This window comes from Kitasatospora sp. NPDC127060 (assembly GCF_042724935.1).
Taxonomy (GTDB): domain Bacteria; phylum Actinomycetota; class Actinomycetes; order Streptomycetales; family Streptomycetaceae; genus Kitasatospora.
This window is the reverse complement of the sequence record NZ_JBHXEG010000001.1, coordinates 360,707-385,614: the sequence shown is the minus strand read 5'-3', so window position 1 is coordinate 385,614 and position 24,908 is coordinate 360,707. Positions and strand designations below refer to the sequence as shown.

At 72.0% G+C, this 24,908-nt stretch carries 14 protein-coding genes; 6 read left to right on the top strand and 8 right to left on the bottom strand.

The features are described from left to right. Positions 1–555 precede the first annotated feature (555 nt). The gene (gene pulA / locus ACFWIS_RS01665; protein ID WP_380455852.1) at positions 556–6,075 is read right to left on the bottom strand and encodes a pullulanase-type alpha-1,6-glucosidase; all 5,520 of its coding nucleotides are present in this window, start codon (positions 6,073–6,075) and stop codon (positions 556–558) included. A gap of 317 nt (positions 6,076–6,392) precedes the next feature. Here pulA and ACFWIS_RS01660 point away from each other — a divergent pair, with 317 nt between their 5' ends. Further along, a complete protein-coding gene (locus ACFWIS_RS01660; protein WP_380455854.1) occupies positions 6,393–7,358 on the top strand; it encodes a phosphatase PAP2 family protein in 966 nt (321 codons plus the stop codon). A gap of 153 nt (positions 7,359–7,511) precedes the next feature. Here ACFWIS_RS01660 and ACFWIS_RS01655 read toward each other — a convergent pair whose 3' ends face one another. Beyond that, entirely contained in the window at positions 7,512–10,538 is a 3,027-nt protein-coding gene (locus ACFWIS_RS01655; protein WP_380455856.1) for a bifunctional [glutamine synthetase] adenylyltransferase/[glutamine synthetase]-adenylyl-L-tyrosine phosphorylase, read from the bottom strand. 160 nt (positions 10,539–10,698) lie between these two features. Here ACFWIS_RS01655 and ACFWIS_RS01650 point away from each other — a divergent pair, with 160 nt between their 5' ends. Then, the gene (locus ACFWIS_RS01650; RefSeq protein ID WP_380455858.1) at positions 10,699–11,841 is read left to right on the top strand and encodes an acyltransferase family protein; all 1,143 of its coding nucleotides are present in this window, start codon (positions 10,699–10,701) and stop codon (positions 11,839–11,841) included. Here the strand turns inward: ACFWIS_RS01650 and ACFWIS_RS01645 are convergent. From ACFWIS_RS01645 to glnA, 3 genes are all read right to left on the bottom strand, one after another. Then, complete coding sequence (locus tag ACFWIS_RS01645; protein WP_380455860.1) at positions 11,808–13,028, bottom strand: hypothetical protein; 1,221 nt, start codon at positions 13,026–13,028, stop codon at positions 11,808–11,810. The genes ACFWIS_RS01650 and ACFWIS_RS01645 overlap by 34 nt on opposite strands. A gap of 202 nt (positions 13,029–13,230) precedes the next feature. Beyond that, positions 13,231–14,451: a hypothetical protein gene (locus ACFWIS_RS01640; protein ID WP_380455863.1), complete on the bottom strand. Its 1,221-nt coding sequence runs from the start codon at positions 14,449–14,451 to the stop codon at positions 13,231–13,233. A 169-nt stretch (positions 14,452–14,620) separates the two neighbouring features. Further along, positions 14,621–15,982 (bottom strand): type I glutamate--ammonia ligase, encoded by a 1,362-nt coding sequence (gene glnA, locus ACFWIS_RS01635; protein ID WP_270147265.1) that lies wholly within the window; start codon positions 15,980–15,982, stop codon positions 14,621–14,623. Between the two features lie 176 nt (positions 15,983–16,158). Here glnA and ACFWIS_RS01630 point away from each other — a divergent pair, with 176 nt between their 5' ends. Next, positions 16,159–17,913, top strand: a complete 1,755-nt coding sequence (locus tag ACFWIS_RS01630; protein ID WP_380455866.1) for an NAD+ synthase — start codon at positions 16,159–16,161, stop codon at positions 17,911–17,913. A 32-nt stretch (positions 17,914–17,945) separates the two neighbouring features. Here the strand turns inward: ACFWIS_RS01630 and ACFWIS_RS01625 are convergent, their stop codons facing one another. From ACFWIS_RS01625 to ACFWIS_RS01615, 3 genes are all read right to left on the bottom strand, one after another. After that, positions 17,946–18,989, bottom strand: coding sequence for an endonuclease/exonuclease/phosphatase family protein (locus ACFWIS_RS01625; RefSeq protein ID WP_380455869.1), 1,044 nt, complete (start codon positions 18,987–18,989; stop codon positions 17,946–17,948). Between the two features lie 198 nt (positions 18,990–19,187). Then, positions 19,188–19,817 (bottom strand): TetR/AcrR family transcriptional regulator, encoded by a 630-nt coding sequence (locus ACFWIS_RS01620; protein WP_380455872.1) that lies wholly within the window; start codon positions 19,815–19,817, stop codon positions 19,188–19,190. A 181-nt stretch (positions 19,818–19,998) separates the two neighbouring features. After that, entirely contained in the window at positions 19,999–21,624 is a 1,626-nt protein-coding gene (locus ACFWIS_RS01615) for a DHA2 family efflux MFS transporter permease subunit (protein ID WP_380455875.1), read from the bottom strand. Between the two features lie 280 nt (positions 21,625–21,904). Here ACFWIS_RS01615 and panB point away from each other — a divergent pair, with 280 nt between their 5' ends. From panB to ACFWIS_RS01600, 3 genes are all read left to right on the top strand, one after another. Next, a complete protein-coding gene (panB, locus tag ACFWIS_RS01610; protein ID WP_380455878.1) occupies positions 21,905–22,774 on the top strand; it encodes a 3-methyl-2-oxobutanoate hydroxymethyltransferase in 870 nt (289 codons plus the stop codon). 157 nt (positions 22,775–22,931) lie between these two features. Further along, positions 22,932–23,957, top strand: coding sequence for an ATP-binding cassette domain-containing protein (locus tag ACFWIS_RS01605; RefSeq protein WP_380455880.1), 1,026 nt, complete (start codon positions 22,932–22,934; stop codon positions 23,955–23,957). Next, positions 23,954–24,784 carry an ABC transporter permease gene (locus tag ACFWIS_RS01600; protein WP_380455883.1) on the top strand — a complete coding sequence of 277 codons (831 nt, stop codon included), beginning with the start codon at positions 23,954–23,956 and terminating at the stop codon, positions 24,782–24,784. Before ACFWIS_RS01605 ends, ACFWIS_RS01600 begins: the two co-directional genes overlap by 4 nt. The last annotated feature ends 124 nt before the right edge of the window (positions 24,785–24,908 follow it).

Here is a 24,908-nt window from a genome sequence, read left to right as displayed (position 1 = left end):
CGAGGTGCGGTGCGAGGTGCGGTGCGGCGCAAGGTGCGGCGCGACGTGCGGTGCAAGATGCGGCGCAAGGTGCGGCGCGACGTGCGGTGCAAGATGCGGCGCAAGATGCGGCGCTCACGAGTCGTGCGGTTTCTTTGCAGGTTGGGACGCGCTGCACCTGAACTGGGGCAGCTGCACCGGGGGGTGGGGCCCCCTCGTCTGCAGCCGGAGGAATCGTGGCAGCAAACGCGTCGTTAATGACAGATGCATGCCACCGATTGGCCGATTAATTACCGAAACCGTATGCACGACGTTTCGTCAGTTGTGTTACGTCATGACGAAGTCTTGAACACGGTTTTCATGCCATCGACAAAGTTCGATCACCACCGGAGGTGACTGACCAGCACTCGGTCCCACCGCCGACCCCACCGGGCCTCCGGCAGCGCCGGACCGGCCCGGCACGTCACAGTTCCGGCCGTGCCACCACCTGATTCCGGCCAAACCCCGGCCGGAACGGAACCGGGCCCCGCACCGCCGGAACGGCGCTGCGGGGCCCGGGAGTCGGGGCCGGCGGAATCAGCCCTGCACGAACACCGCCACGGTCCGGCCCGGCACGGTGAAGGTGCCGGTCGCGGCATCGAAGCCGGACTGCTTCACCACCCCGTCCAGCCCGCCCGCCTGGACGGGGTGCAGTGCCTGGTTCGTCCCCTTCAGGGCCGCCACGGTCTGCGCCTGGGCGGTGGGCGTGGCGTTGAACACCACGGTGACGCCCTTCTGGGCCCCGGCCAGCCCGGTGCCGTCCAGGTGCAGGGTGATCACCCCGGGCGTCTCACCGGGCGTACCGGAGAGCGGGTACGACAGCCGCCGCTGGACGTCGGCCAGGGTCGGCAGCGAGAACAGCGGCGAGGACTGCTTGATCCGCAGGAAGTCCTGGAACTGCGCGCTGGTCGCCCGGATGTCGGCCGCGCCGACGGTCGACTCCGGGTTGGCCAGCAGGGACTTGGCGGCCGGCCAGAGTTCCTGGTTGTCCTTGGCCATCGGCAGGCCCCGACCCCAGCCGTTGCCCTGCGAGGGGTCCCAGTGGATCGCGTTGAACCAGTCCCCCGAGTCGTAGGAGTTGGAGTCCAGCGACTTGGAGCGCAGCAGGTCGCTGCCGGCCTGGGCGAAGCCGGCGCCCTGGGTGAGCGCGGTCAGCGACAGCCCGAGGGCCTGCATCCGGGCCCGGTCGGCGGGCGGGGTGCCGGCCGGCAGCTTGTACGCGAGAGCGTCGAACAGGTCGGTGTTGTCGTGGGCGTCCACGTACTCCACCGCCTCGCCCGGCTTGGCCGCGTACCCCGTCGGGGCGCCGTTGTAGTCGACCTGGGCGCCGGTGACGGCCTTGCCCGAGCTGTCGGTGAAGGAGTAGCCGGCCAGGTTGCCGGTCAGTCCGACCTTCAGCTGGTCCATCTGGTGCAGCAGCCGGGCCTTCTGCTCCTCCGGAGTGCCGTTCGCGGCCGAGCCGTTGGGGTCGGTGTACAGCCCGGAGGCGAAGCCCTGCTGGGGCGCGGAGCTCAGCATGAAGTTGCCACCGCGGGCGGCGTCGCGGATCCGGTCGTCGAAGGTGGCGATGCCGGTGCCGGCCATGTTGGCCTGGGTGGCCTGCTCGAACCGGGCGTTGTTCGCGACGGTGCCGAAGTTCCAGCCCTCGCCGTAGAGGAAGACGTTCTTGCCGTCCACCCCGTCCGACTCGGGCGTCATCTTCCGCAGCGCGGCCTGTACGTCCAGCATGGTGGACTTCGGGTCCAGGCCCATCAGGTCGAAGCGGAAACCGTCGACCTGGTACTCCCGGGCCCACAGCGTCACCGAGTCGACCACCAGCCGGTTCATCATGGCGTGTTCGGGCGCGGTGTCGGCGCAGCAGCTGTCCGTGGTCACCTTGCCGTCGGCGTCCAGCCGCTGGTAGTAGCCGGGCACCACCTTGTCGAGGACGGAGTGCTCGGCCTGGCCGCTGGCCGCGGTGTGGTTGTAGACCACGTCCAGCACCACCCGCAGCCCGGCCGCGTGCATCGCCTGGACCATCTGCCGGAACTGCACGGTACGGGCGGTGCCGTTCGGATCGGTCGCGTAGGAGCCCTCCGGCACGTTGTAGTGCAGTGGGTCGTAGCCCCAGTTGTAGGCGTCGTCGGCGGCGACGGCCGCCACGCACTCCTGCTGCTTCGGGCCGTCCGGAGGAAGGGACTCGAGGTCGCAGGCGGGCAGCTTCTGGTCCGCCCGGTTCTCGTGGATGGTCGCGATGTCGAAGGTCGGCAGCAGGTGGACGGTGGTCACCCCGGCCTTGGCGAGGTCCCGGAGGTGCTGCATCCCGGCCGAGTTCGACTCGGTGAAGGCCAGGTAGGTGCCGCGCTCGGCGGCCGGGACGCTGGTGTCCTCCACCGAGAAGTCCCGGACGTGGAGTTCCTGGATCTGCTGCTGCGCGGGCGGGATCGCCTTCGGGTGGGCCTGGTCGTCCCAGCCGGCCGGCTTGAGCTCCTTGGCGTCGAGGTCGGCGACCAGGCTGCGCTTGGAGTCGGTGGCGAGTGCCACCGAGTACGGGTCGGTGACGGTGTTGACCACCAGCTGCTGCACCGAGGGCGCCCAGACCTTCACCTGGTACAGGTAGTACTTGCCGTCCAACTCCTTCCTGTCCCGGACGACTTCCCACACGCCGGTCTCGTCGTCCAGCTTCAGCGGAAGCGTCCTCGGGGTGCCCCCGGTGGCGCTGTCGAAGACCTGGACGGACACCTGCTGGGCGGTCGGCGCCCAGAGCGAGAGCGCGACCTTGCCGTCGTAGTACGCCGGGCCGAAGTCCACCTTTCCGGTCCGGCCGGCGTACAAGTCGTCCAGCACGCCCGGGGTCTGCACCCCGGTGGCGGCCAACGCGGCGCCGCTGGGCAGGTGTTCGGTGAACAGCAGCTGGCCGCGCAGCGCGGCCGGGACGCGGGCGGTGTCCCGGGCGTCCACGGTGAAGGCCCGGTAGCCCGCCAGGTGGGGGTACTTGGCCTTCTGGGCACCGGTGAGCCCGCCCGTGACGGGGGTGAGCCGGATCCACTGGCCCGGCTTGGTCAGCACGCCCTTGTCGGCGCGGATGCCGCCCTGCGGGTCGTAGACCAGCTGGGCACTGGTGCCGCCGGCCAGGGCCTGGTCGGTGGCACCGTAGTTCGCCGGGACGACGACGGTCTTCGCGTCGATCCACTGGGCCTTGGCACCGGAGAGGTCCAACTGCGAGGAGGCGGCGGGGTTCTGCGGCAGCAGGTAGCCCTCGCGCCCGCCGAGGACCCACACCTCCCGGCCGTTGACGGCGAAGTCCAGCGACTGGTCGGCGGGCAGGTCCTTGTCGTTGCCGTTGTGGAGGATGTAGCTGAGGCTGGTCGCCCCGGGGGCGAGCGGCACCTCGAAGACGGCGCCGAAGGCGTCGTGGCGCGCCGGCAGCAGCGGCTTGCCCCAGTCGGTGGGGGTGGCGGCGCCGGTCCAGTCGTGCAGGCCCCAGCCGTCGTAGTTGCCGTCGGCCCGGTTGTAGTGGATGACGGCGGTGCCGGCGGGCGGGCTGTCAGCCGGGCCCGGGTCGGTGGTGCGGACGGTCGGGTCGCCCTGCTTCAGCCAGACCTCGCCGGTGGCGCCGACGTCGAGGTGCCGGTCGGCGTCCACGTCCTTGACGCCGTTCTTCTCCACGATGAAGCCGACGTCCGAGGCGCCGGGCTTGAGCCGCACGTACGCGAAGGCGCCGTACGCGTCCCGCCCGGTGAAGGGGTGGCCGGCGGGCCACTGGGTGCCCTCGCCGTCGGCGAGGTCGCCCCAGGCGTAGAGGTTCCAGCCGTCGTAGTCGCCGTCCGGCCGGTTGTAGTGGACGACGGCGTACGGGCGGGCACCGGCGGTGGGCACCGGCACGGGCGCGGGGGTGCCGGTGGTGAAGCTCGCGGTGGCGGAGCGCAGGTGGCCGCTGGAGTCCTGGACGACGGCCTTGTAGCGCACCACCGTGCCGGGGGCGACGGCGCCCAGGTCCTGCGTCACCGCGTACTTCCCGGTGTCGGCGGTGCCCAGGGTCTGCCAGGGCCCGTTGCCGATCTGGGCGGCGAAGGAGACCCGGTCGAAGCCGCCGCCGTCCGGCGTGGCGCCGATCGTCACGAGCCCGGTGGATCCGTCCGCGGGCGGCCGGACCGAGAGCTGCGGCGCGGCGGCGACCGGAGCGAGCTTGGCACCCGCCTTGAACACCACGGAGGACAGCGCCGGCACGGTCACCGTCACCTTGCGGTCGGCGCCGCTGGTGATCCGCGAGCCCGCCGACGGGTAGATCGGGTCGAAGCCCATGCCCGCCGAGAAGGTGTCCAGCGTGACGGTCTTCGCCTCGGTGGCGTTGTTGACCGCCACCAGGTACTCGACCTGCTGGCCGGCGTCGATCCGGGAGAAGGCGTACACGCCCGCGCCGTCGGCGGCGTAGCGCTCGATCTGCGCGCCGTCGGCCAGTGCCGGGTTGGCGCGGCGCAGCTCGGCCAGGCCGGCGATGCCCTGGTAGAGCTCGCCGCCCTGCCCGTACCGGTCGGCGGGGCCGGAGGGGCCGCCGAGCACCCGGTCACCGTTGTACGAGGCCGTCCTGGAGGCGAACATGTCCTGCCGGGCGTCCTTGTCGCCGCCCGCGCCGGTGAAGCCCTGCTCGTCGCCGTAGTAGACGACGGGCTGGCCGCGGGTGAGGAACTGAAGCTCGTTGCCGAGCCGGTCCTTCTTCAGCAGGGTGGCGTCGTCGGCGCCCGGGTTGTCGGCGAGCAGGAACGAGCCGAAGCGGCCCATGTCGTGGTTGCCGAGGAAGGTCGGCAGCTCGTAGGCGTCGGTGTCGGCGCTGGTGTAGCGGTAGTCCTGGCCGTAGACGTCGGCCAGGTTCCGGGCCGAGCCGCCCTGGGAGACGTAGGACCGGGCCGCGCCCTGGAACGGGAAGTCCAGGGTGGCCTGGAGCTTGCCCTTGGTGACGTAGGGCGAGGTGACGGCCGGGTCCCCGGAGTAGACCTCGCCGAACATGAAGAACTTCTTGTTGCCCTGCTTGGCGGCGAAGTCCTTGAGCGCGGGCGCCCACTGCTGCCAGAAGGCCAGGTCGACGTGCTTGACGGTGTCGATCCGGAAGCCGTCGACCCCGGTGTCCTTGACCCACTGCTGGTAGACCTGCTCGAAGCCCTTGACCACCCGGGGGTTCTGGGTGTCGAGGTCGTCCAGGCCGTTGAAGTCGCCCTCGGTGGCGGACTCGCCGACGAAGGTGGAGTCCCCCCGGTTGTGGTAGAGCGCCGGGTCGTTGAGCCAGGACGGGGTCTTGGCCCCGGCGTCGGCCGGGGTGCGGAAGACCGGGGTGTAGGGGAAGGAGTCCTTGGTGATCTTCGGCCAGGGGCCGCGGGCGTCGGCGATCGCGGTCTCGTCGACCGGGTTGCCGTCCGCGTCCAGGGTCGGGTAGGCGCCGGTGGAGCGGTAGCCGTGCTGCTGCTCGGCGTCGTCGATGACGTCGGCGGTGTGGTTGGTGATGACGTCGAAGAAGACCTTGATGCCGCGCGCGTGCGCCTTGGCTATCAGCTCCTTGAGCTGCTCGTTGGTGCCGAAGTGCGGGTCGACCTGGGTGAAGTCCGTGATCCAGTAGCCGTGGTAGCCGGCCGAGGCGTCGGCCCCGCTGCCCTGCACCGGCTTGTTCTTGAAGATCGGGGCCATCCAGATCGCGGTGGTGCCGAGGTTCTGGATGTAGTCGAGCTTCTGGATCAGGCCGGCCAGGTCGCCGCCGTGGTAGAAGCCCTTGTCGCTCGGGTCGAGGCCGTTGTCCAGCCGTCCGCCGGTGATGCCACCGGTGTCGTTTCCGGGGTCGCCGTTGGCGAAGCGGTCGGGCAGGACGAAGTAGTACTGCTCGCGGGTGAGGTCGTGCCGCCCGGCGGTGGCCGCCAGCGCGGCGTCCGAGGGCGGGGCCGGCGGGGCGGCGGCGAGGGCCGCGGGGGCGCCGCCGAGGGTGGCGGCGGTCAGCGCGGCGGCCAGCAGCGCGGCCGTGCGGCCGGGTCTGCGCCGGCCGGTGCGCGGTGGAGCGGGGCTCCGCCTGGGGCGGAGCGCGGCATCGGTCACTGAGGGGCTCCCTTAGGGGAAGGGGCGATCGATTTCCCAGGAAGCTAGCGGCCTGCAATATGTTTCAGCAAGATGCAGAAACGGTTTCGTGCCGGGAAAATCCAGGCCGCCGGCCCTCCCGGCGACCCCGGTTACGTCCCAACGGCGGACGGCGTGACAATGGGACGTATGTCCGTCCCACCGGTAACCACCAGACCCGATCGCACCCCCTACCCCGGTGGGATCCGCCCCCTACCCCTGGAGGGGGACATCCGGTGAAGAATCCACTTCCAGAGGATGAGCAGACGGCTACGAGCGGTCTGGCAGACTTCTCGCCCATGGGGGAACCGACCGAGATCCAGCGAGACGACACCGGGCGCGCCGCCGCGGCCCACGGTGGCGGTTCCGAGGCAGCCGGGGCCACCGCGGCCCGGCGGCCCGAAGGAGCCACCCGTGCCGCCCAGTCCCGCACCGCCGCCCTGCGCAACCGCGTCCGCGACCAGCGCCGCTCACCGGCCCGGCCGCGGATCTGGTTCGAGCTGGCGCTGATCGGGATCAGCTACTGGCTCTACTCGATCGTCCGCAACGCCGTCCCCGAGCAGGAGGCGGTGGCCCAGCGGAACGCGAGCTGGATCTGGGATCTGGAGCACCACCTCGGCATCGCCGTGGAGCGCTCGATCAACCACGCCGCGGACAGCGTCGGGTGGCTCATCACCGGGATGAACTACTACTACGCGACGCTGCACTTCATCATCACGATCGGCGTGCTGGTCTGGCTCTACCGCAGCCACCCCGGCCGCTACGTCGCGGCCCGCACGGTGCTGTTCGTCACCACCGGGATCGCGCTGGTCGGCTTCTACTTCTTCCCGCTGGCCCCGCCCCGGCTGATGACCGACGGCGGCTTCATCGACACCGTGCAGACCCACCACACCTGGGGCTCGTTCGCCTCCGGTCCGGCCGCGCACGTCTCCAACCTGTACGCGGCGATGCCCTCGATGCACATCGGCTGGTCGACCTGGTGCGGCCTGGCGATCTTCTTCCTGGCCCGGCGGACCTGGGTCCGGGTGCTCGGCCTGCTGTACCCGCTGGCCACCCTGACGGTCATCATCTCGACCGCCAACCACTTCTGGATGGACGCCGTCGGCGGCTTGATCTGCCTGACGGTCGGCTTCCTCGCCGCCCGCTGGCTCTACCACGAGTGGGTGTACAAGCTGCCCCGGGTGCCCGCCCGGGAGACCGCGGACCAGCCGGTCACCGTCCCCGAGCAGTGGAGCGAGCCGGCCGTCAGCAGCGCCCGGCGCTAGGGTCCGCCCGGCGCCGGGCTCAGCCCGGCGCTTGTTCTTGCCCGGCGCTTGGTCCTGGCCGGCGGACCTTGCCGCGCAGAACGACGAGGGGCCCCTGACCGGGGCCCCTCTCGCGTCGGCGGCAAGAGCCGGTACGGGCGGCCGCGCGGAGGCTCAGCCCGTCCCGTAGAACAGCCGGTCCACCACCGCCCGGGCCCGCCGGGTGGTGCGCCGGTAGTCGTCCACCAGCTCCCCGCTGTGCCCGGCGCCGTACCCGAGGTAGCGGGCCACCCCGGCCAGCTCCCGGGCCTCCCCCGGGAAGCTGTCCCCCGGCCGCCCGCGCACCAGCATCACCGCGGAGCGCACCCGGGAGGCCAGCACCCAGGCCGCCTCCAGCACCTCCGCGTCGGCCGGCTCCACCAGCCCGGCCCCGGCGGCGGCCGCCAGCGCGGCCCTGGTCCGGGTGGTGCGCAGCCCCGGCACCTCGTGCCCGTGCTGGAGCTGGAGCAGTTGCACCGTCCACTCCACGTCCGCCAGCCCGCCCCGGCCGATCTTGGTGTGGGTGGTCGGGTCGGCGCCGCGCGGCAGCCGCTCGGCCTCGATCCGCGCCTTGATCCGGCGGATCTCCACCAGGTCCCGTTCCGGCACCCCGGCTCCCGGGTAGCGCAGCGGGTCGATCAGCTGCCGGAACCGCGCGCCCAGCTCCTCGTCCCCGGCCACCGGCTCGGCCCGCAGCAGTGCCTGGCTCTCCCAGGCGTGCGACCAGCGCCGGTAGTACGCCGCGTACGAGGCCAGGGTGCGCACCAGCGGGCCGCTGCGCCCCTCCGGCCGGAGGTCGGCGTCGACCAGCAGTGGCGGTTCGGTGGACGGCGCGGCCAGCAGGGTGCGCAACTCGTTGCAGACCGCCTGGGCCGCCTTGGCCGCCTCCTGCTCCAGCGAGCCGAGCAGCGGCTCGTGGACGAGGAGCACGTCCGCGTCGGAGCCGTAGCCCAGCTCGTGCCCGCCGAAACGGCCCATCGCGATCACCGCGATCCGGGTGGGCAGGTCCCCGTGCTCGGCCTCCCAGCCGGCGACACAGGCGCGCAGCGCGCCCTGGAGGGTGGCGGCGTTGAGCGCGGTGAGCGCCTCCCCCGCGGCGTCCAGGGCCTCGGCCGGGTCCTCGCCGAGCCGGCCGAGCACGTCCGCGGCGGCGGTCCGGAACAGCTCCCGGCGGCGCACCGAGCGGGCGGCGGCCACCGCGGCGCCGGTCGAGCCGGCCCGGCCGACGGCGGCCAGTATCTCCGACTGGAGGGCCGCCCGGCCGCGCGGTACCAGGCCCTGGGGGTCGCCCAGCATGGCCACCGCCTCGGGGGCGCGCAGCAGCAGGTCGGGGCCGAGCCGGCCGGCCGACAGCACCCGGGCCAGCTGCTCGGCGGCGGCGCTCTCGTCGCGCAGCAGCCGCAGGTACCAGGGGGTGCGGCCGAGCGCGTCGGAGACCTGGCGGAAGTTGAGCAGCCCGGCGTCCGGGTCGGCGGATTCGGCGAACCAGCCGAGCAGCACCGGCAACAGGGTGCGCTGGATCGCGGCCTTGCGGCTGACCCCGGAGGCGAGCGCGCTGATGTGCCGCAGCGCGGCGGCCGGGTCGGCGTAGCCGAGTGCCTCCAGCCGGGCCCGGGCCGCTTCCGGGCTCAACCCGGCGGCGCCGGGCGGCAGTTCGGCGACGGCGTCGAGCAGCGGCCGGTAGAAGAGCTTCTCGTGCAGCCGCCGGACCTCCACCGCGTGCCGCTTCCACTCGCGCTGCAGCGCGGCCACCGGGTCGGAGCGGGTGTCGTCGTTGATCAGCGCGGCGAGCGAGCGGGCGAGCCGGCGCTGGTCCTCCTCGGCGGTGGGCATCAGGTGGGTGCGGCGCAGTCGGTGCAGCTGGATCCGGTGCTCCAGCGAGCGCAGGAAGCGGTAGGCGGTGTCCAGCGAGGCGGCGTCCGCCCGGCCGACGTACCCGCCGCGGGAGAGCGCGGCCAGCGCCTCCAGGGTGTTGCCGCTGCGCAGCGCCTGGTCGGTGCGGCCGTGCACCAGCTGGAGCAGCTGGACGGAGAACTCGACGTCGCGCAGCCCGCCCGGGCCGAGTTTGAGCTGGCGGTCCAGTTCGGGGGCCGGAATGCTGTCGATCACCCGGCGGCGCATCTGCTGCACGTCGGTGACGAAGTTGTCCCGGGCGGCGGCCTGCCAGACCATCGGGGCGAGCGCCTCGACGTACGCGGCGCCGAGTTCGGCGTCCCCGGCGACCGGACGGGCCTTGAGCAGCGCCTGGAACTCCCAGGTCTTGGCCCAGCGCTGGTAGTAGGCGAGGTGGCTGGCCAGGGTGCGCACCAGCGGCCCGTTGCGGCCCTCGGGGCGCAGGTTGGCGTCCACCGGCCAGATGGTGCCCTCGCCGGTGGTGTCCGAGCAGAGCCGGGTGAGCGCGGCGGCCAGCCGGGTGGCGGCCCGGACCGCCTCGTGCTCGGCCACGCCCTCGCGCGGCTCGGCGACGAAGATGACGTCCACGTCGGAGACGTAGTTGAGTTCACGGCCGCCGCACTTGCCCATCCCGATCACCGCGAGCCGGCAGGCCGCGGCGGCCTCCGGGTCCTGTTCGGCGGCGAGGTCCAGGGCGGTCTGGAGGGTGGCGCCGGCCAGGTCGGCGAGTTCGGCGGCGGTCTGGGCGAGGTCGGTGGTGCCGGTGAGGTCGCGCGCGGCGATGGCCAGCAGGCAGCGGCGGTAGGCGATCCGCAGCGCGTTCTCCGGGGCGTGCTCGGTGCCCCGGACGCCTTCGGCGAGGGCGCGGCGGAAGTCCGCCGGGCCGGGGTGCATGTCGCGCAGCTCGAAGGTGACCAGCACGTGCCAGTCGTGCGGGTGCCGGGCCAGGTGGTCGCCGAGCGCGGTGGAGACGCCGAGCACGCCGAGCAGCCGGTCGCGCAGCGGCTTGGAGGTGGTGAGGGTGTCGCGCAGGGTGTGCCGCTCGGCCTCGTCGGCGGCCTCCAGCAGCCGGGCCAGGCCCAGCAGCGCGAGGTCGGGGTCGGCGGTGGCGCCGAGCGCGTCCAGCAGCACGGGGTCGTCGGCCAGGCCCTCCAGTCCGGGGCCGTCCAGTAGCCGGACCGCCTTGGCGGGGTCGGTGAACCCGCGCCGGACCAGCCTGATCTCGGGCCGACTGACCCGGCTCCCGGCCCGCTGCTCCTCCACCGCCATCGGCCCCTCCATCCGTCCGCCCCAGCAGGTTACGCGCCCGGGCGGCCGCGTGCCGGGCGTGACCGCCGGGTGGACGGGCCCCGCGCCCACGTGACCTCGCCACCGCCCCGCTCGTTCACCCGACGCCGCCCGTCCCCTCCCCGCCCTCACGGAGCGCCCGATGCCCCGCCGCCTGCCCTCGCTCACCGGGCTGCGCTTCTGGGCCGCCCTGCTGGTGGTGCTGTACCACCTCTCCCGCAAGGTCGGCGAGCTGCCGCTGCTCAGCCCGCTCGCCTGGTACGGCCGCTCGGGGGTGACGTTCTTCTTCGTGCTGTCCGGTTTCGTGCTCGCCTGGACGTACGACGGCGCCCCGGTCCGTGCCGTGACCTTCGCCCGCCGTCGCTTCGCCCGGATCCAGCCGCTGCACCTGCTGTCCACCGCCCTCTCGCTGGGCGTGGACGCCGTCACCGGCGCGGTGCTGCCGCTGGCCGCGGCGGCCTGGTCGCTGCTGCTGGTGCACCCCTGGGCGCTGTCGACCGTGTACGGGGGGAACCCGGCTTCCTGGTCGCTGGGCGCGGAGGCCTGGTTCTACCTGCTGTTCCCGTCCCTGCTGCGGCTGCTGGGCCCGCGTCCGCGGTGCTGGCTGCCGCTGGCCCTGCTCTGCTCCGCGCTCGGCCCCGCCCTGTGGGCCGCCGGCGCCCTGCTGCCCGCCGACCCGGGCCTGCGCGGCTGGCTGCTGGACTACCTGCCGCTGACCCGCACCCCGCAGTTCGTGCTCGGCGTGGTGACCGGCCTGGCCGTCCGGCACGGTCTGCTCCCCCGGCTGCGGCTCGCCCCGGCGGTCGCCGCCGTCCTCGGCTGGCACCTCGTCCTGGTGCCCTGGCACGCCGCCGTCCCCGACGGCCTCCGGTACGGCCCGTACAGCGCCTCGCAGTTGTTCCCGGCCCCGCTGTTCGCGGCGCTGCTGGTGGCGGCCGCCCAGCGGGACGCGGCGGGCACGGCGCCGCGGCTGCTCGCGGGCCGGGCGGCGGTGCGGCTCGGCGAGTGGTCGTACGCCTGGTACCTGGTGCACGAGATCGGCATCCGCTGCTGGCTGACCGCCGTCGGCCGCCCCACGCCGGGCGCCGCCACGGCGGGCGTCTGGCTGCTGCTGGCCGGGGCCTCGCTGCTCGCCGCCGGTGGGCTGTACCGCCGGGTGGAGCGTCCCTGCGAGCGGCTGCTGCGCTCCGGGCGCGCGGCGGCGCCGCTGCCGCGGGTGGTGCGGCAGCGGCGCGGGGAGGCGTCGGGGACTCAGACGTCGGTGGAGCCGTCCAGGTTGACGTAGGCGTAGAAGACGCCGACGTTGTAGCCGTCCTTCTGGGTGCGGAAGGTGGCCGTCAGGTCGGTGTCCCCGTTGCGCAGGAACGGCGAGATGTCCCAGCGGTTGGAGTCGTAGCCGAAGTTGTTGCGGTTGTACGGGTTGCGGGCGAACCGGTCGGCCGGGGTCAGCTCCTCGATGGTGGAGTTGAACGCGTCGTCCGGCGCGTGGTTGGCGTCCTGGAACAGCGCCGCGGGTCCGTTGGTGGACTTGACCGACAGGGTGTCGCCGGTCCACTTGAGGTCGCCGTCGTAGACGACGAAGCCGAGCTTGCCGCCGACCGGCCCGCTGTCCGGGGTGTGCAGCCCGGACAGCTTGATGTCCAGCGCCGGGCTGTCCGGCAGCTCCACCTGGAAGCCGTCCCAGAGGTGGATGTGGCGCATCGGCTTGCAGTCGTTCTCGTAGGCGACCACGATCGTCCAGCCGCCCCAGCTGTGCGGCTTCACCACCGAGTCCATGTTGGCCACGGTGTAGGTGCCGTTGCCGGCCTGCTTGACCAGGTCGGTGATGTCGGCGGACGCCTGGTAGCTGCTCTCCACGCTGGTGGTGATGTAGCCGATGGACGGCTGGTCGTTGGCGATGTTCCGGTACTGCGTCTCGCCCGGGACCTTCAGGTACACCTCGTTGATCTGGTTCTCCGGCAGCACGGTGTCACCGATGCCGCGGGTACCGCCCCAGTACAGCCGGGCGTACTTGACGGTGGACCCGTCGATCAGGCCGAGGTCGGCGGAGCTGGCGGAGTAGATCGCGTCGCCGAGCGGGCCGATCGAGCCCGGGTCGATGTTGATGTACTTCATCTCGTACTTGTTGTTGATCGGCATGGCGCCGAGGCCCTGGCGGGCCTGCTCGCAGGGCGGCTGCGCCGGGTCCAGCGGGGCTTTGGTCTCGTCGCAGGTCATCAGCGAGTTGCTGATCCGGCTGACGGAACCGTGGAAGTTGCCCGTGAAGCGGGTGGTGAACGGCAGCGGGTTCGAGGCGATGGTTTCGGCCCGGCTCTGCGGCTGCGACGAGTTCGAGCCCGAGCCGCGGGCGTCGGCGGGGCTGGGCGCGGCCAGCAGCTGGGCCGCCACGGCGGCGAGGGCGGCACCGGCGACGCCGACCCGGCGGGCGAGCAGACGGGCGGCGGCAGCACGACTGACGGATGACGAAGGCATGGGGACCTCTCTGGACGGAACGGGCTGGCAGGCTCATCGCACCACGACAATCCGTCACAGAATCGTCACATACCGCCATCGGGGGATCGATCTGCCGCAGATCCACCCATCAGGAGGGCCCGCTGCCGTCCGGTCGAACGACAGCGGGCCCGGGCGGGTTTGAACCGGCTCAGGGCGCCGGGAGCGACGGCCGGTCAGCCGGTCAGCTCTCCGTGGAGCCGTCCAGGTTGATGTAGGCGTAGAAGACGCCGATGTCGTAGCCGTCCTTCTGGGTGCTGTAGATGACGGAGATGTCGGTGTCCCCGTTGCGCAGGAACGGCGAGACGTCCCAACGGTTGGAGTCGTAGCCGAAGTTGTTGCGGTTGTAGGGGTTGCGGGCGAACCGGTCGGCCGGGGTCAGCTCCTCGATGGTGGAGTTGAAGGCGTCGTTCGGGGCGTGGTTGACGTCCTGGAACAGCGTCTGCGGGCCGTTGGTGGACTTGAAGGAGAGGGTGTCTCCGGTCCACTTGAGGTCCCCGTCGTAGACCACCCAGCCGATCTTGCCGCCGACCGGGCCCTCCTTCGGGGTGTTCAGGCCACCGAGGTTGATCCGGCGCTCCGGGCTGTCCGGCAGCTCGACCTGGAAGCCGTCCCAGAGGTGGATGTGGCGCATCGGCTTGCAGTCGTTCTCGTAGGCGACCACGATCGTCCAGCCGCCCCAGCTGTGCGGCTTCACCACCGAGTCCATGTTGGCCACGGTGTAGGTGCCGTTGCCGGCCTGCTTGACCAGGTCGGTGATGTCGGCGGAGGCCTGGTAGCTGCTCTCCACGTCGGTGGTGATGTAGCCGATGGACGGCTGGTCGTTGTTGACGGCCCGGTACTGGTTCGCGCCCGGGACCTTGAGGTACACCCCGTCGATCCGGTTCTCCGGCAGCACGGTGTCGCCGATGCCGCGGGTACCGCCCCAGTACAGCCGGGCGTACTTGACGGTGGACCCGTCGATCAGGCCCAGGTCGGCGGAGCTGGCCGAGTAGATCGCGTCGCCCTCCGGGCCGACCGCCCCCGGGTCGATGTTGATGTACTTCATCTCGTACTTGTTGTTGATCGGCATGCTGCCGAGGCCCGTGCGGGCGTCCTCGCAGGGCGGCTGCGCCGGGTCCAGCGGGGCCTTGGTCTCGTCACAGGTCATCAGCGAGTTGCTGATCCGGCTGATGGAGCCGTGGAAGTCGCCCTGGAAGCGGGTGGTGAAGGGGAGCTGGTTCTCGGCGACGGTCTCGGCCCGGGTCTGCGGCTTCGACGAGTTCGAGCCCGAGCCGCGGGCGTCGGCGAGCGTGGGTACGACCAGCAGCTGGGCAGCCACGGCGGTGAGGGCGGCGCCGGCGACGCCGATCCGGCGGGCGAGCAGACGGGTGGCGGCGGCGCGGCTGACGGATGAGGAGGGCATGGGGTCCTCTCTGGACGAAACGGACGGGCACGCCCATCGGACCACAACGTTTCGTCACAGAATCGCCACATACCGCCACCGGGGAAACGGTCCTCCCCAGATCCACCCAAGAGGAGGGTCCGCCATCCCCCTGAAGGGTGACGGCGGACCCGGAGAGGTTTGAAGCGGCTCAGAGCACCTGGAGGTTCTTCCGCAGCTCGAACGGGGTGACCTCGGAGCGGTACTCCTCCCACTCCTGGCGCTTGTTGCGCAGGAAGAAGTCGAATACGTGTTCGCCCAGGGTCTCGGCGACCAGTTCGCTGCGCTGCATCAGGTCGATGGCCTCGCCCAGGTTCTGCGGCATCGGCTGGATGCCGAGGGCGCGGCGCTCGGAGTCGGACAGCGCCCACACGTCGTCGTCGGCGCCGGGCGGCAGCTCGTAGCCCTCCTCGATGCCCTTGAGGCCGGCCGCGAGGGTGACGGCGTAGGCGAGGTACGGGTTGCAGCCGGTGTCCAGCGAGCGGACCTCGATCCGGGTGGAGCCCTGCTTGCCCGGCTTGTACATCGGCACCCGGATCAGCGCCGAGCGGTTGTTGTGACCCCAGCAGATGTACGAGGGGGCCTCGCCGCCGGCGCCGGCGGTGCGCTGGGAGCCGCCCCAGATCCGCTTGTAGGAGTTCACCCACTGGTTGGTGACGGCGGCCGTCTCGGCGGCGTGCCGCAGCAGGCCGGCGATGAACGATCTGCCGACCTTGGAGAGCTGGTACTCGGCGCCGGACTCGTGGAAGGCGTTGCGGTCGCCCTCGAACAGCGACACATGGGTGTGCATCCCGCTGCCCGGGTGCTCGGAGAACGGCTTGGGCATGAAGCTCGCGTGCACGCCCTGCTCCAGCGCGACCTCCTTCATGACCAGCCGGAAGGTCATGATGTTGTCGGCGGTGGACAGCGCGTCGGCGTAGCGCAGGTCGATCTCCTGCTGGCCGGGGGCGCCCTCGTGGTGCGAGAACTCGACCGAGATGCCCATCGACTCCAGCATGGTGATCGCCTGGCGGCGGAAGTCGTGACCCACCCCGCGCGGGGTGTGGTCGAAATAGCCGGACTGGTCGGCGGGGATCGGCGCGGTGCCGTCGCCGGGCAGGTTCTTCAGCAGGAAGAACTCGATCTCGGGGTGGGTGTAGAAGGTGAAGCCCTGGTCGGAGGCCTTCTCCAGGGTGCGCTTGAGCACGAACCGCGGGTCGGCGTAGGAGGGCGAGCCGTCCGGCATCAGGATGTCGCAGAACATCCGCGCGGTGCCCGGGGTCTCCGAGCGCCACGGCAGGATCTGGAAGGTGGTCGGATCCGGCTTGGCGATCATGTCGGACTCGTACACCCGGGCGAATCCCTCGATCGCCGAGCCGTCGAACCCGATGCCCTCCTCGAAGGCCTGTTCCAGTTCTGCCGGCGCCACCGCGACCGACTTCAGAAAACCGAGCACGTCGGTGAACCACAGCCGGACGAACCGGATGTCACGCTCTTCGAGCGTCCGAAGCACGAACTGCTGCTGCTTGCCCATGGGGACAGTCTCACCTCTGCTCTTTACGCGCGTGTTACGCCCGGAAGGCCCCCGAAAGACCTCGTAAAGCGATTGCCCCCCATCATGGCCGATCCCCGCGGACCACGGCAGGGCAGACCCCCGGTACGACGATCCTCACAGGACATTGTGTCAGTTAGACGATTAGACTTCCGGACATGCCCACTCTCCGTCTCGCCCTGAGCCAGATCGACCCCTGGGTCGGTGACCTCGCCCGCAACAGCGATGAGGTGGTGCGCTGGACCAAGCAGGCCGTGGAGGCCGGCGCCCAGCTGGTCGCGTTCCCCGAGATGGCCCTGACCGGGTACCCGGTCGAGGACCTCGCGCTGCGCCGCTCCTTCGTGGAGGCCTCGCGCGACGCCCTGGTCCGGCTGGCGGGCCGGCTGGCCGACGACGGCCTCGGCGAGGTGCCGGTGGTGGTCGGCTACCTCGGGCGCTCCGAGCACGCATCACCTCGACTGGGCCGCCCCGCGGGCTCGCCGCAGAACTGCGCCGCGGTGCTGCACCGGGGCCGGGTGCTCACCCGCTTCGCCAAGCACCACCTGCCCAACTACGGCGTCTTCGACGAGTACCGCTGGTTCGTCCCCGGCGACCAGCTGCCGGTGCTGCGACTGCACGGGGTGGACATCGCGCTGGCGATCTGCGAGGACATCTGGCAGGACGGCGGCCGGGTCAGCGCCGCCCGCGAGGCCAGGGCCGGGCTGCTGCTGGTGCTCAACGGCTCGCCGTACGAGCGGAACAAGGACGACCAGCGGCTGGAGCTGGTGCAGCGGCGCGCGGCCGAGGCGGACTGCGCCCTGGCGTACGTCAACATGGTCGGCGGCCAGGACGAGCTGGTCTTCGACGGCGACTCGATCGTGGTCGGCGCGGACGGCGAAGTCCTGGCCCGCGCACCGCAGTTCGAGGAACACCTGCTGGTCCTGGACCTCGACCTGCCGGCCGCCGACAGCGACCACACCGACGGCCTGCTGCTGAGCGACGGGCTGCACCTGGTCCGCACCGAGCTGAGCGACGAGCCGGCCCCGGTCCCCGCCGGGAGGCCCGCCGCCGGCATCGCGCCCCGGCTGTCCGACGAGGCCGAGATCTGGGCCGCGCTGGTCGCCGGCACCCGGGCGTACGTGGCCAAGAACGGGTTCCGGTCCGTGCTGATCGGCCTCTCCGGCGGCATCGACTCGGCGCTGGTGGCCGCGATCGCGGTGGACGCGGTCGGCGCCGACAACGTGCACTGCGTCTCGATGCCCAGCCGCTACTCCTCCCAGCACTCCCGGGACGACGCCGCCGAACTGGCCCGCCGCACCGGGCTGCACTTCCGGACGGTCTCCATCGCCCCGATGTTCGACGCCTACCTCGGCGCCGTCGAACTGACCGGCCTGGCCGAGGAGAACCTGCAGTCCCGGCTGCGCGGCACCCTGCTGATGGCGATCTCCAACCAGGAGGGGCACATCGTGCTCGCGCCCGGCAACAAGAGCGAGCTGGCGGTCGGCTACTCGACCCTGTACGGGGACTCGGTCGGCGCCTACGGCCCGATCAAGGACGTCTACAAGTCGCTGGTCTTCCGCCTCGCCAACTGGCGCAACGAGGAGGCAGAGCGGCGCGGCGAGGTGCCGCCGATCCCGGAGAACACCATCACCAAGCCGCCGTCCGCCGAGCTGCGGCCGGACCAGGTGGACAGCGACTCGCTGCCGGACTACGACCTGCTGGACACCGTGCTGGCCCGCTACATCGAGGACGACGAGGGCCGGGACGCGATCGTCGCGGCCGGCTTCGATCCGGCCGTGGTGGACCGGGTGGTCCGGCTGGTCGACACCGCCGAGTACAAGCGGCGCCAGTACCCGCCGGGCCCGAAGATCTCGGTCAAGAACTTCGGCCGGGACCGCCGGCTGCCGATCACCAACCGCTGGCGCCGCGGCTAGCCGTACCCGGCCGGGGCAGGCCGAGCCAGGCCTCAGCCGTACTTGTAGGCGGCGACCACCGCGAGGTGGTCGCTGCCGTCCCGGGGCAGGGTGCGGGAGTCGACCGGCCGGAGCCCGCCCTTGCTCATGATCTGGTCGATCCGCGCCATCGGGAACGCCGCGGGCCAGCTGAAGCCGAAGCCGTCCCCGGCCGCGCCCTGGGCCGAGCGCATCTGAGAGGTGACGGGCGCCAGGCTGCGGTCGTTCATGGTGCCGTTGAGGTCGCCGAGCAGCAGCACCTTCTTCACCGGCTCGGCCTGGATCGCGTCGCCGAGCGCCTGGGCGCTGACGTCCCGCTGGTTGACGGTGAAGCCGCCCTCGGCCTTCAGCCGCACGGACGGCAGGTGGGCGACGTACACCGCGAGCGGGCCCTGCGGGGTGCTGACCTCGGCCCGGAACGCCCTGGTCCAGCCCATCTTCAGGTCCACCGGGGAGGCGTCGCCGATCGGGTACTTCGACCAGAGCCCGACCGTTCCCTCCACGGTGTGGTGCGGGTACGTCCCGGCGAGCCCGGTCTCGTACGCCCGCAGCTGCGAGCCGGCCAGCTCCTGGAGGGCGACGATCTCGGCGCCGGAGGCGATCAGGCCGCGGATGGTGCCCGGCACGTCGGTGTTGCCGGCCTCCACGTTGTGGCTGACCACCGTCCAGTCGCCCTTGCCGCCGCTCTTGTCGGAGACCAGCCCGCCGAACAGGTTGACCCACAGCACGGTGGGCACCAGCAGGGCGATCAGCGCGGTGGCGGAGCGGCGCAGCAGCGCGGGCACCAGCAGCACCGGGACGGCCAGGCCCACCCAGGGCAGGAAGGTCTCCAGCAGGCTGCCGAGGTTGCCGACGGTGTTGGGCACATCCGCGTGGAAGGCCAGCAGCACCGCGGTGAGCAGGGCCAGCAGGGCGACCAGCAGCCCGCGCCGCCAGGTGTTGCCGCCGCGGGCGTCCCGGCCCCAGTCCCGCAGGCCGAGGAATCCGCCGGTACGGCCGGTCGCCGCGCTCGCACCGGCACGCGCCGTGGTCCGTTCGGTGCTGTCCGCCTGCGCCATGCCGTGGCTCCCGTTCGTTCGTGCCGTCGCCGGTCCGGGGTCCGGTCCGTGGGAGAACGGGCGCGGTGCCGGACCGGTGCCGGTTTGATCGGACTCCCGGCTCAGCCTATGCCGGGACAGACGCGCGGCTCCGGGAGCGGGTTCCGGCGTGGCCCGCTTTGGTGAGCCAGGCCACGTCCGGGCACGAAGGAGTGAACCTCAGCGGGGTGCGACGCCGTCGAGGACGGAGTCGACCAGCCGGCGCGCGAGGTTCGGGTCGTCCAGGTCGGAGTCCTCCGAGAGGATGCTGCGGTAGAGGATCGGCCCCATCAGCAGGTCGCCGAGCAGCTCCACGTCGAGGTCCTCACGGATCACGCCCTCGGCGACGGCCTGCCGGATCAGGTGCAGCCCGGCGTCCCGGCGGGGCTTGACCACCCGCTCCCGGTAGGCGGCGTGCAGCTCGGGCAGGGTCTGCATCTGCCCGAGCGCGGCCTTGAGCACCCAGCGGGTGCGCTTGGCCAGGCCGCGGCGGCGGATGTAGTCGACCATCGCGATCAGGTCCTCGCGGGCGCCGCCGCCGGTGGGGGCCGGCATCGGCTCCTCCAGCCGGCTGACCACCTCGACCAGCAGAGCCTCCTTGTTGGGCCAGCGCCGGTAGATGGTGGCCTTGCCGACGCCGGCGGCGGTGGCGATGCCCTCGATGGTGAGGTCGGACAGCGTGTTGCCGTCGGCCATCAGGTCCTCGACGGCGGTGAAGATGGCCTGCTCGGCGGCCTCGCTGCGGGGTCTGCCGCGGCGTACCGCCGCGCAGGGCTGCCCGGTGTCGGCGCTCGGCGTGTCCGTCCTCATCCCCGCTGTCTCTCCCTCGGTGGTCCGGGCGCGCGGGCGCCGTCGGTGGTTCCGTCGGTCCGGACGCCGGGGGTCCGCCCCCCGCCCGGGCCGGGGCCCCGCCGGCCGGAGTCACCGGCCGGCAGGGCCATTGTCGCTCAGTCGACCGCAGGTCAGGCGCCCCCGGGTCGAACGGCCGGGGTCAGGCGGCCGCGGACTCCCGGGCCTGGCCCGGCTGCTCGGTGGCCGGCCCGCCCACGGCGCCCGGCTTGCCCGGACCGCCGGGGGCGGCGGTGCGGCGCGGGAGCAGGAACCAGGCGACCAGCGCGCCGACCAGCGAGATGCCGACGGAGAGCGAGGCCACCACGTGCATCGCGTGGATGAAGGCGTCGTTCGCCGGTGCGATCAGCGCCTGCCCCTTGCCGTCCGGGATCCGGCCGGCGATGGCCAGGGTGGCCTCCAGCGACTCGCCCGCCTTGTCGCGCAGGTTCTCCGGCAGACGGGTGAGGGTGTCGGACATGCCGTCGCGGTAGACGGTGGAGAGCACCGCGCCGAGCACGGCGACCCCGAGCGAGCCGCCGACCTGGCGGAAGGTGTTGTTGACGGCCGAGCCGGCGCCGGCCTTCTCTCGGGGCAGCGAGCCCATGATCGCGACGGTCACCGGCGGCATCACGTGCGCCATGCCCGTACCCATCACCAGGCCGAGCACGATCAGCACCCAGATCGGGGTGGTGGCGGTCAACACAGTGTAGCCGACGAAGCCGAGCGCGACCAGCACCATGCCGCCGGCGGCGGTGGCGGCGACGCCGAGGCGCTCGACCACCAGCCGGGCCCGCGGGGCGAACATCAGCTGGGCGACGGCCAGCGGCAGCATCAGCAGACCGGCCTGCAGCGCGCTGTAGCCGCGCACGCTCTGGATGTAGAAGACGCCGAAGAAGGAGACGCCCATCAGCGCGAAGAAGATCACGCCGACCACCACCACGGAGGCGCTGAACACCTTGTTGCGGAACCAGGTGACGTCCAGCGCGGGGAACGGGATGCGGCGCTCGTACACGACGAAGGAGGCCAGGGCGACCACGCCGAGCAGGGTCGGCCCCCAGGCGGCGAAGGAGGTGAAGTCGGCCAGCTCACCGCCCTTGATGATGCCGTAGATCAGCGCGACCAGGCCGATGACGGACAGCAGCACGCCGACCGGGTCGAGGGCGCCCGGGTTGGGGTCCTTGGACTCGGGGACCAGGATCGCCATCGCGATCACCGCGACGATCACGATCGGGACGTTGATCAGGAAGACCGAGCCCCACCAGAAGTGCTCGATCAGCACGCCGCCGGTGATCGGGCCGATGGCGATGGCCAGGCCGACCGCGCCGGCCCAGATGCCGATGGCCTTGGGCTGCTCCTCGCGCTCGAAGACGTTCATGATGATCGCCAGCGTGGCGGGCATCGCGAGCGCGGCGCCGACGCCCATCAGGCCGCGGTAGCCGATGAGCTCGCCGGGCGAGCCGGACATCGAGGACAGCAGCGAGGCGATGCCGAAGACCACCATGCCGACCAGCAGCGCGAGTTTGCGGCCGAAGCGGTCGCCGAGCAGGCCCGAAGTGAAGAGCAGCCCGGCGAACACCAGGGTGTAGGAGTTGATCGACCATTCCAGGTCGCTCTGGGTGGCGCCCAGTCCGACCGGGGCCGGGGTCGCGATGGTCTTCATCGCGACGTTGAGGATCGAGTTGTCGAGCACGACGACGAGCAGGGCGAGCACCAGGGTGCAGAGGATCGCCCAGCGCCGACGGTGGATGGCTTCCGGCACACGGGGTGGCGCGGCTGCGGTGGTCATTGGTCTTCCCGTCCGTGTTGGCGTGGCACTGGCGGGCATTTGCGAGTCGCGGACGTCTCGTAACCCCCCGGGAACAGATTAGCGGCCAATACGATACGAGACGAGCCCGTTTCGTAAAAACGAGGCAAAGCCCGGCTGATGCCCCCGGGGCGCGTGTGGCGTGGATCGCACCCCGGCGGCGACACCCCTCTTTGCGCTCGCGCCGGGGCGTGCAAGCATGGAGGTGATCCGGGGACGCCGTACGGCGCCACGAGACGACAACCCTTCAGGAGTCCGTTCGATGAACGCTTCTTCGCCTTCGCCTGCCCAGAACCAGGCGTCGACCGCCACCCTCTACGGCGGGGTCACCAACCGCCGCGTCACCGTCCGCGACCTCGCCGGCGCCAAGCAGCGCGGCGAGAAGTGGGCGATGCTCACCGCCTACGACGCCCTCACCGCGGGCGTGTTCGACGAGGCCGGGATCCCCGTCCTGCTCGTCGGCGACTCGGCCGGCAACTGCCACCTCGGCTACGAGACCACCGTGCCGGTGACCATGGATCAGATGGTGATGCTCTCCGCCGCCGTCGTCCGCGGCACCCAGCGCGCCATGATCGTCGCCGACCTGCCGTTCGGCTCGTACCAGGAGTCGCCCGCCCAGGCCATGCACAACGCGGCCCGGCTGATGAAGGAGGCCGGGGTCGGCGCGGTCAAGCTGGAGGGCGGCGAGCGCAGCGCCCGCTCGATCGAGCTGCTGGTCGAGGCCGGCATCCCGGTGATGGCCCACATCGGCCTCACCCCGCAGTCGGTGCACGCCTTCGGCGGCTACCCCGTCCAGGGCCGCGGCGACGAGGCGGCCCACCAGCTGCTCCGCGACGCCAAGGCCGTGCAGCAGGCCGGGGCCTTCTCGGTGGTGCTGGAGGCCGTCCCGGCCGAGCTGGCCGCCCAGGTCACCGAGCAGCTGGCGATCCCGACCGTCGGCATCGGCGGCGGCCCGGAGACCGACGCCCAGGTGCTGGTCTGGACCGACATGGCCGGCATGACCGCCGGTCGGGTGCCCAAGTTCGTCAAGAAGTACGCCAACCTGCGCGGCGTCCTCGGCGACGCGGCCCGCGAGTTCGCGGCGGAGGTCCGCGGCGGCGCCTTCCCGGCGGAGGAGCACAGCTTCCACTGACGGCCCCTGGGCCCTGGCCCTCACGGCCCCGTTCCGAGCGGCTCGGAGCGGGGCCGCTGTCACGCCCCGACGGCGCCGGACGGCGGGTGACAGCGGCCTGACAGCGGGGCCGCCCCGGCGACAGGGGGCTGACAGCCGGTGCGGACAACCTGGAGGCATGACAGGAATCGCCACCGCCCCGAACACGCGGGGAACTGCCGGGAACGCCGTCGAGGTGCACGGCATCGTCAAGCACTTCGGCGACACCAAGGCCCTCGACGGCGTCGACCTCACCGTCCGCGAAGGCACCGTCCTCGCCCTGCTCGGCCCCAACGGCGCCGGCAAGACCACCCTGGTCCGCGTGCTCTCCACGCTGATCAAGCCCGACGCGGGCACCGCGTTCGTCGGCGGCTACGACGTCCTGAGCCAGCCCAAGCAGCTGCGCCGCACCATCGGCCTGACCGGGCAGTACGCCTCCGTGGACGAGCTGCTCTCCGGCTACGAGAACCTCTACCTGATCGGCCGGCTGCTCGACCTCTCCCGGCGCGACGCCAAGGCCCGGGCCACCGAGCTGCTGGAGCGCTTCTCGCTCACCGACGCCGCCAAGCGGATCGCCAAGACCTACTCCGGCGGCATGCGCCGGCGCCTCGACCTGGCCGCCAGCATGATGGGCCGCCCCCGGGTGCTCTACCTGGACGAGCCCACCACCGGCCTGGACCCGCGCACCCGCAACGAGGTGTGGGACGAGGTGCAGCGGATGGTCTCCGAGGGCAGCACCGTGCTGCTGACCACCCAGTACATGGAGGAGGCCGAGCAGCTCGCCAACGAGCTGACCGTCATCGACCGGGGCAAGGTGATCGCCAACGGCGGCGTCGCCGAGCTCAAGGCCAAGGTCGGCGGCCAGATCCTCCAGGTCCGCCCGGCCCACCCGGCCGAACTGCCGGAGATGGCCCGCTGCCTCCACGAGGCCGGGATCGGCTCCGCCACCATCTCCCCCGACGAAGGCCTGCTCGCGGTGCCGATCACCGGCGAGCAGCAGCTCACCGCGGTGATCGCGGTGCTCGGCGGCCGCGGTTTCGCGATCGCCGGCATCGACACCAAGGTGCCCAGCCTGGACGAGGTCTTCCTCGCCATCACCGGCAAGCCCACCGCCGACGCGGCCACCGCGTCCGCCGACGCCCTCGTCAAGGAGCCCGTCGCATGACCGCCGCCACCCTCACCCCCGCCCGGGCCGACCGCCTCCCGGCCGACGACACCCGGATCGGCCTGGCCGGCACCCTGCGCCACATCGGTGCGCTGACCCGCCGCAACCTGATGCGGATCAAGGCCGACCCGGAGTCGATGTTCGACGCCGTGCTGATGCCGATCATCTTCACCGTGCTGTTCGTCTACGTCTTCGGCGGCGCGATCTTCGCCCAGGACCCGGACCAGTACAAGCAGTTCATGATCCCCGGACTGCTCGGCCAGACCGGCATGACGCTGGCGCTGGCCGTCGGCACCGGCCTGAACACGGACTTCCAGACCGGGGTGATGGACCGCTTCCGCACCCTGCCGATCGGCCGGGCCTCCGTCCTGCTCTCCAAGATCGTCGCCGAGACCCTGCGCGCCCTGCTCTCCTCCGCGATCCTGCTGACCTTCGCGTTCCTCCTCGGCTTCGAGCTGAAGACCGGCCTGCCGGAGCTGCTGGCCACGGTCGGCCTGTCGCTGGTGTTCGGCATGTCGATCGTCTGGATCTCGATGCTGCTCGGCATGTCGCTGAAGAGCGCCCAGGCCGTCCAGGGCGTCTCCATGCTGGTCCTGATGCCGATGCAGTTCGGCAGCTCGATCTTCGCGCCGACCAGCACCATGCCGGGCTGGCTGCAGGCCTTCACCAAGGTCAACCCGCTCTCCGCGCTGGCCGACGCCTCCCGGGCCCTGCTCAACGGCCAGGGAGCGGTCGCCCACCCGGTGATGATCGTGCTGGTCTGGTCCGCCGCCTCGACCGCGATCTTCGCCCCGCTCGCCGTGGCCCGCTTCCGCAAGCGGACCTGAGCGAGCCGGGGGCGAGGACCGGCCGGCGGCCGTGGACAGGACGCCGGCCGGTACGCGGGCCGGTCGTACGGGTGACCAGGGGACGGGCACCCGTACGACCGGCCCCCGGGGGCGTGTCCCGCGA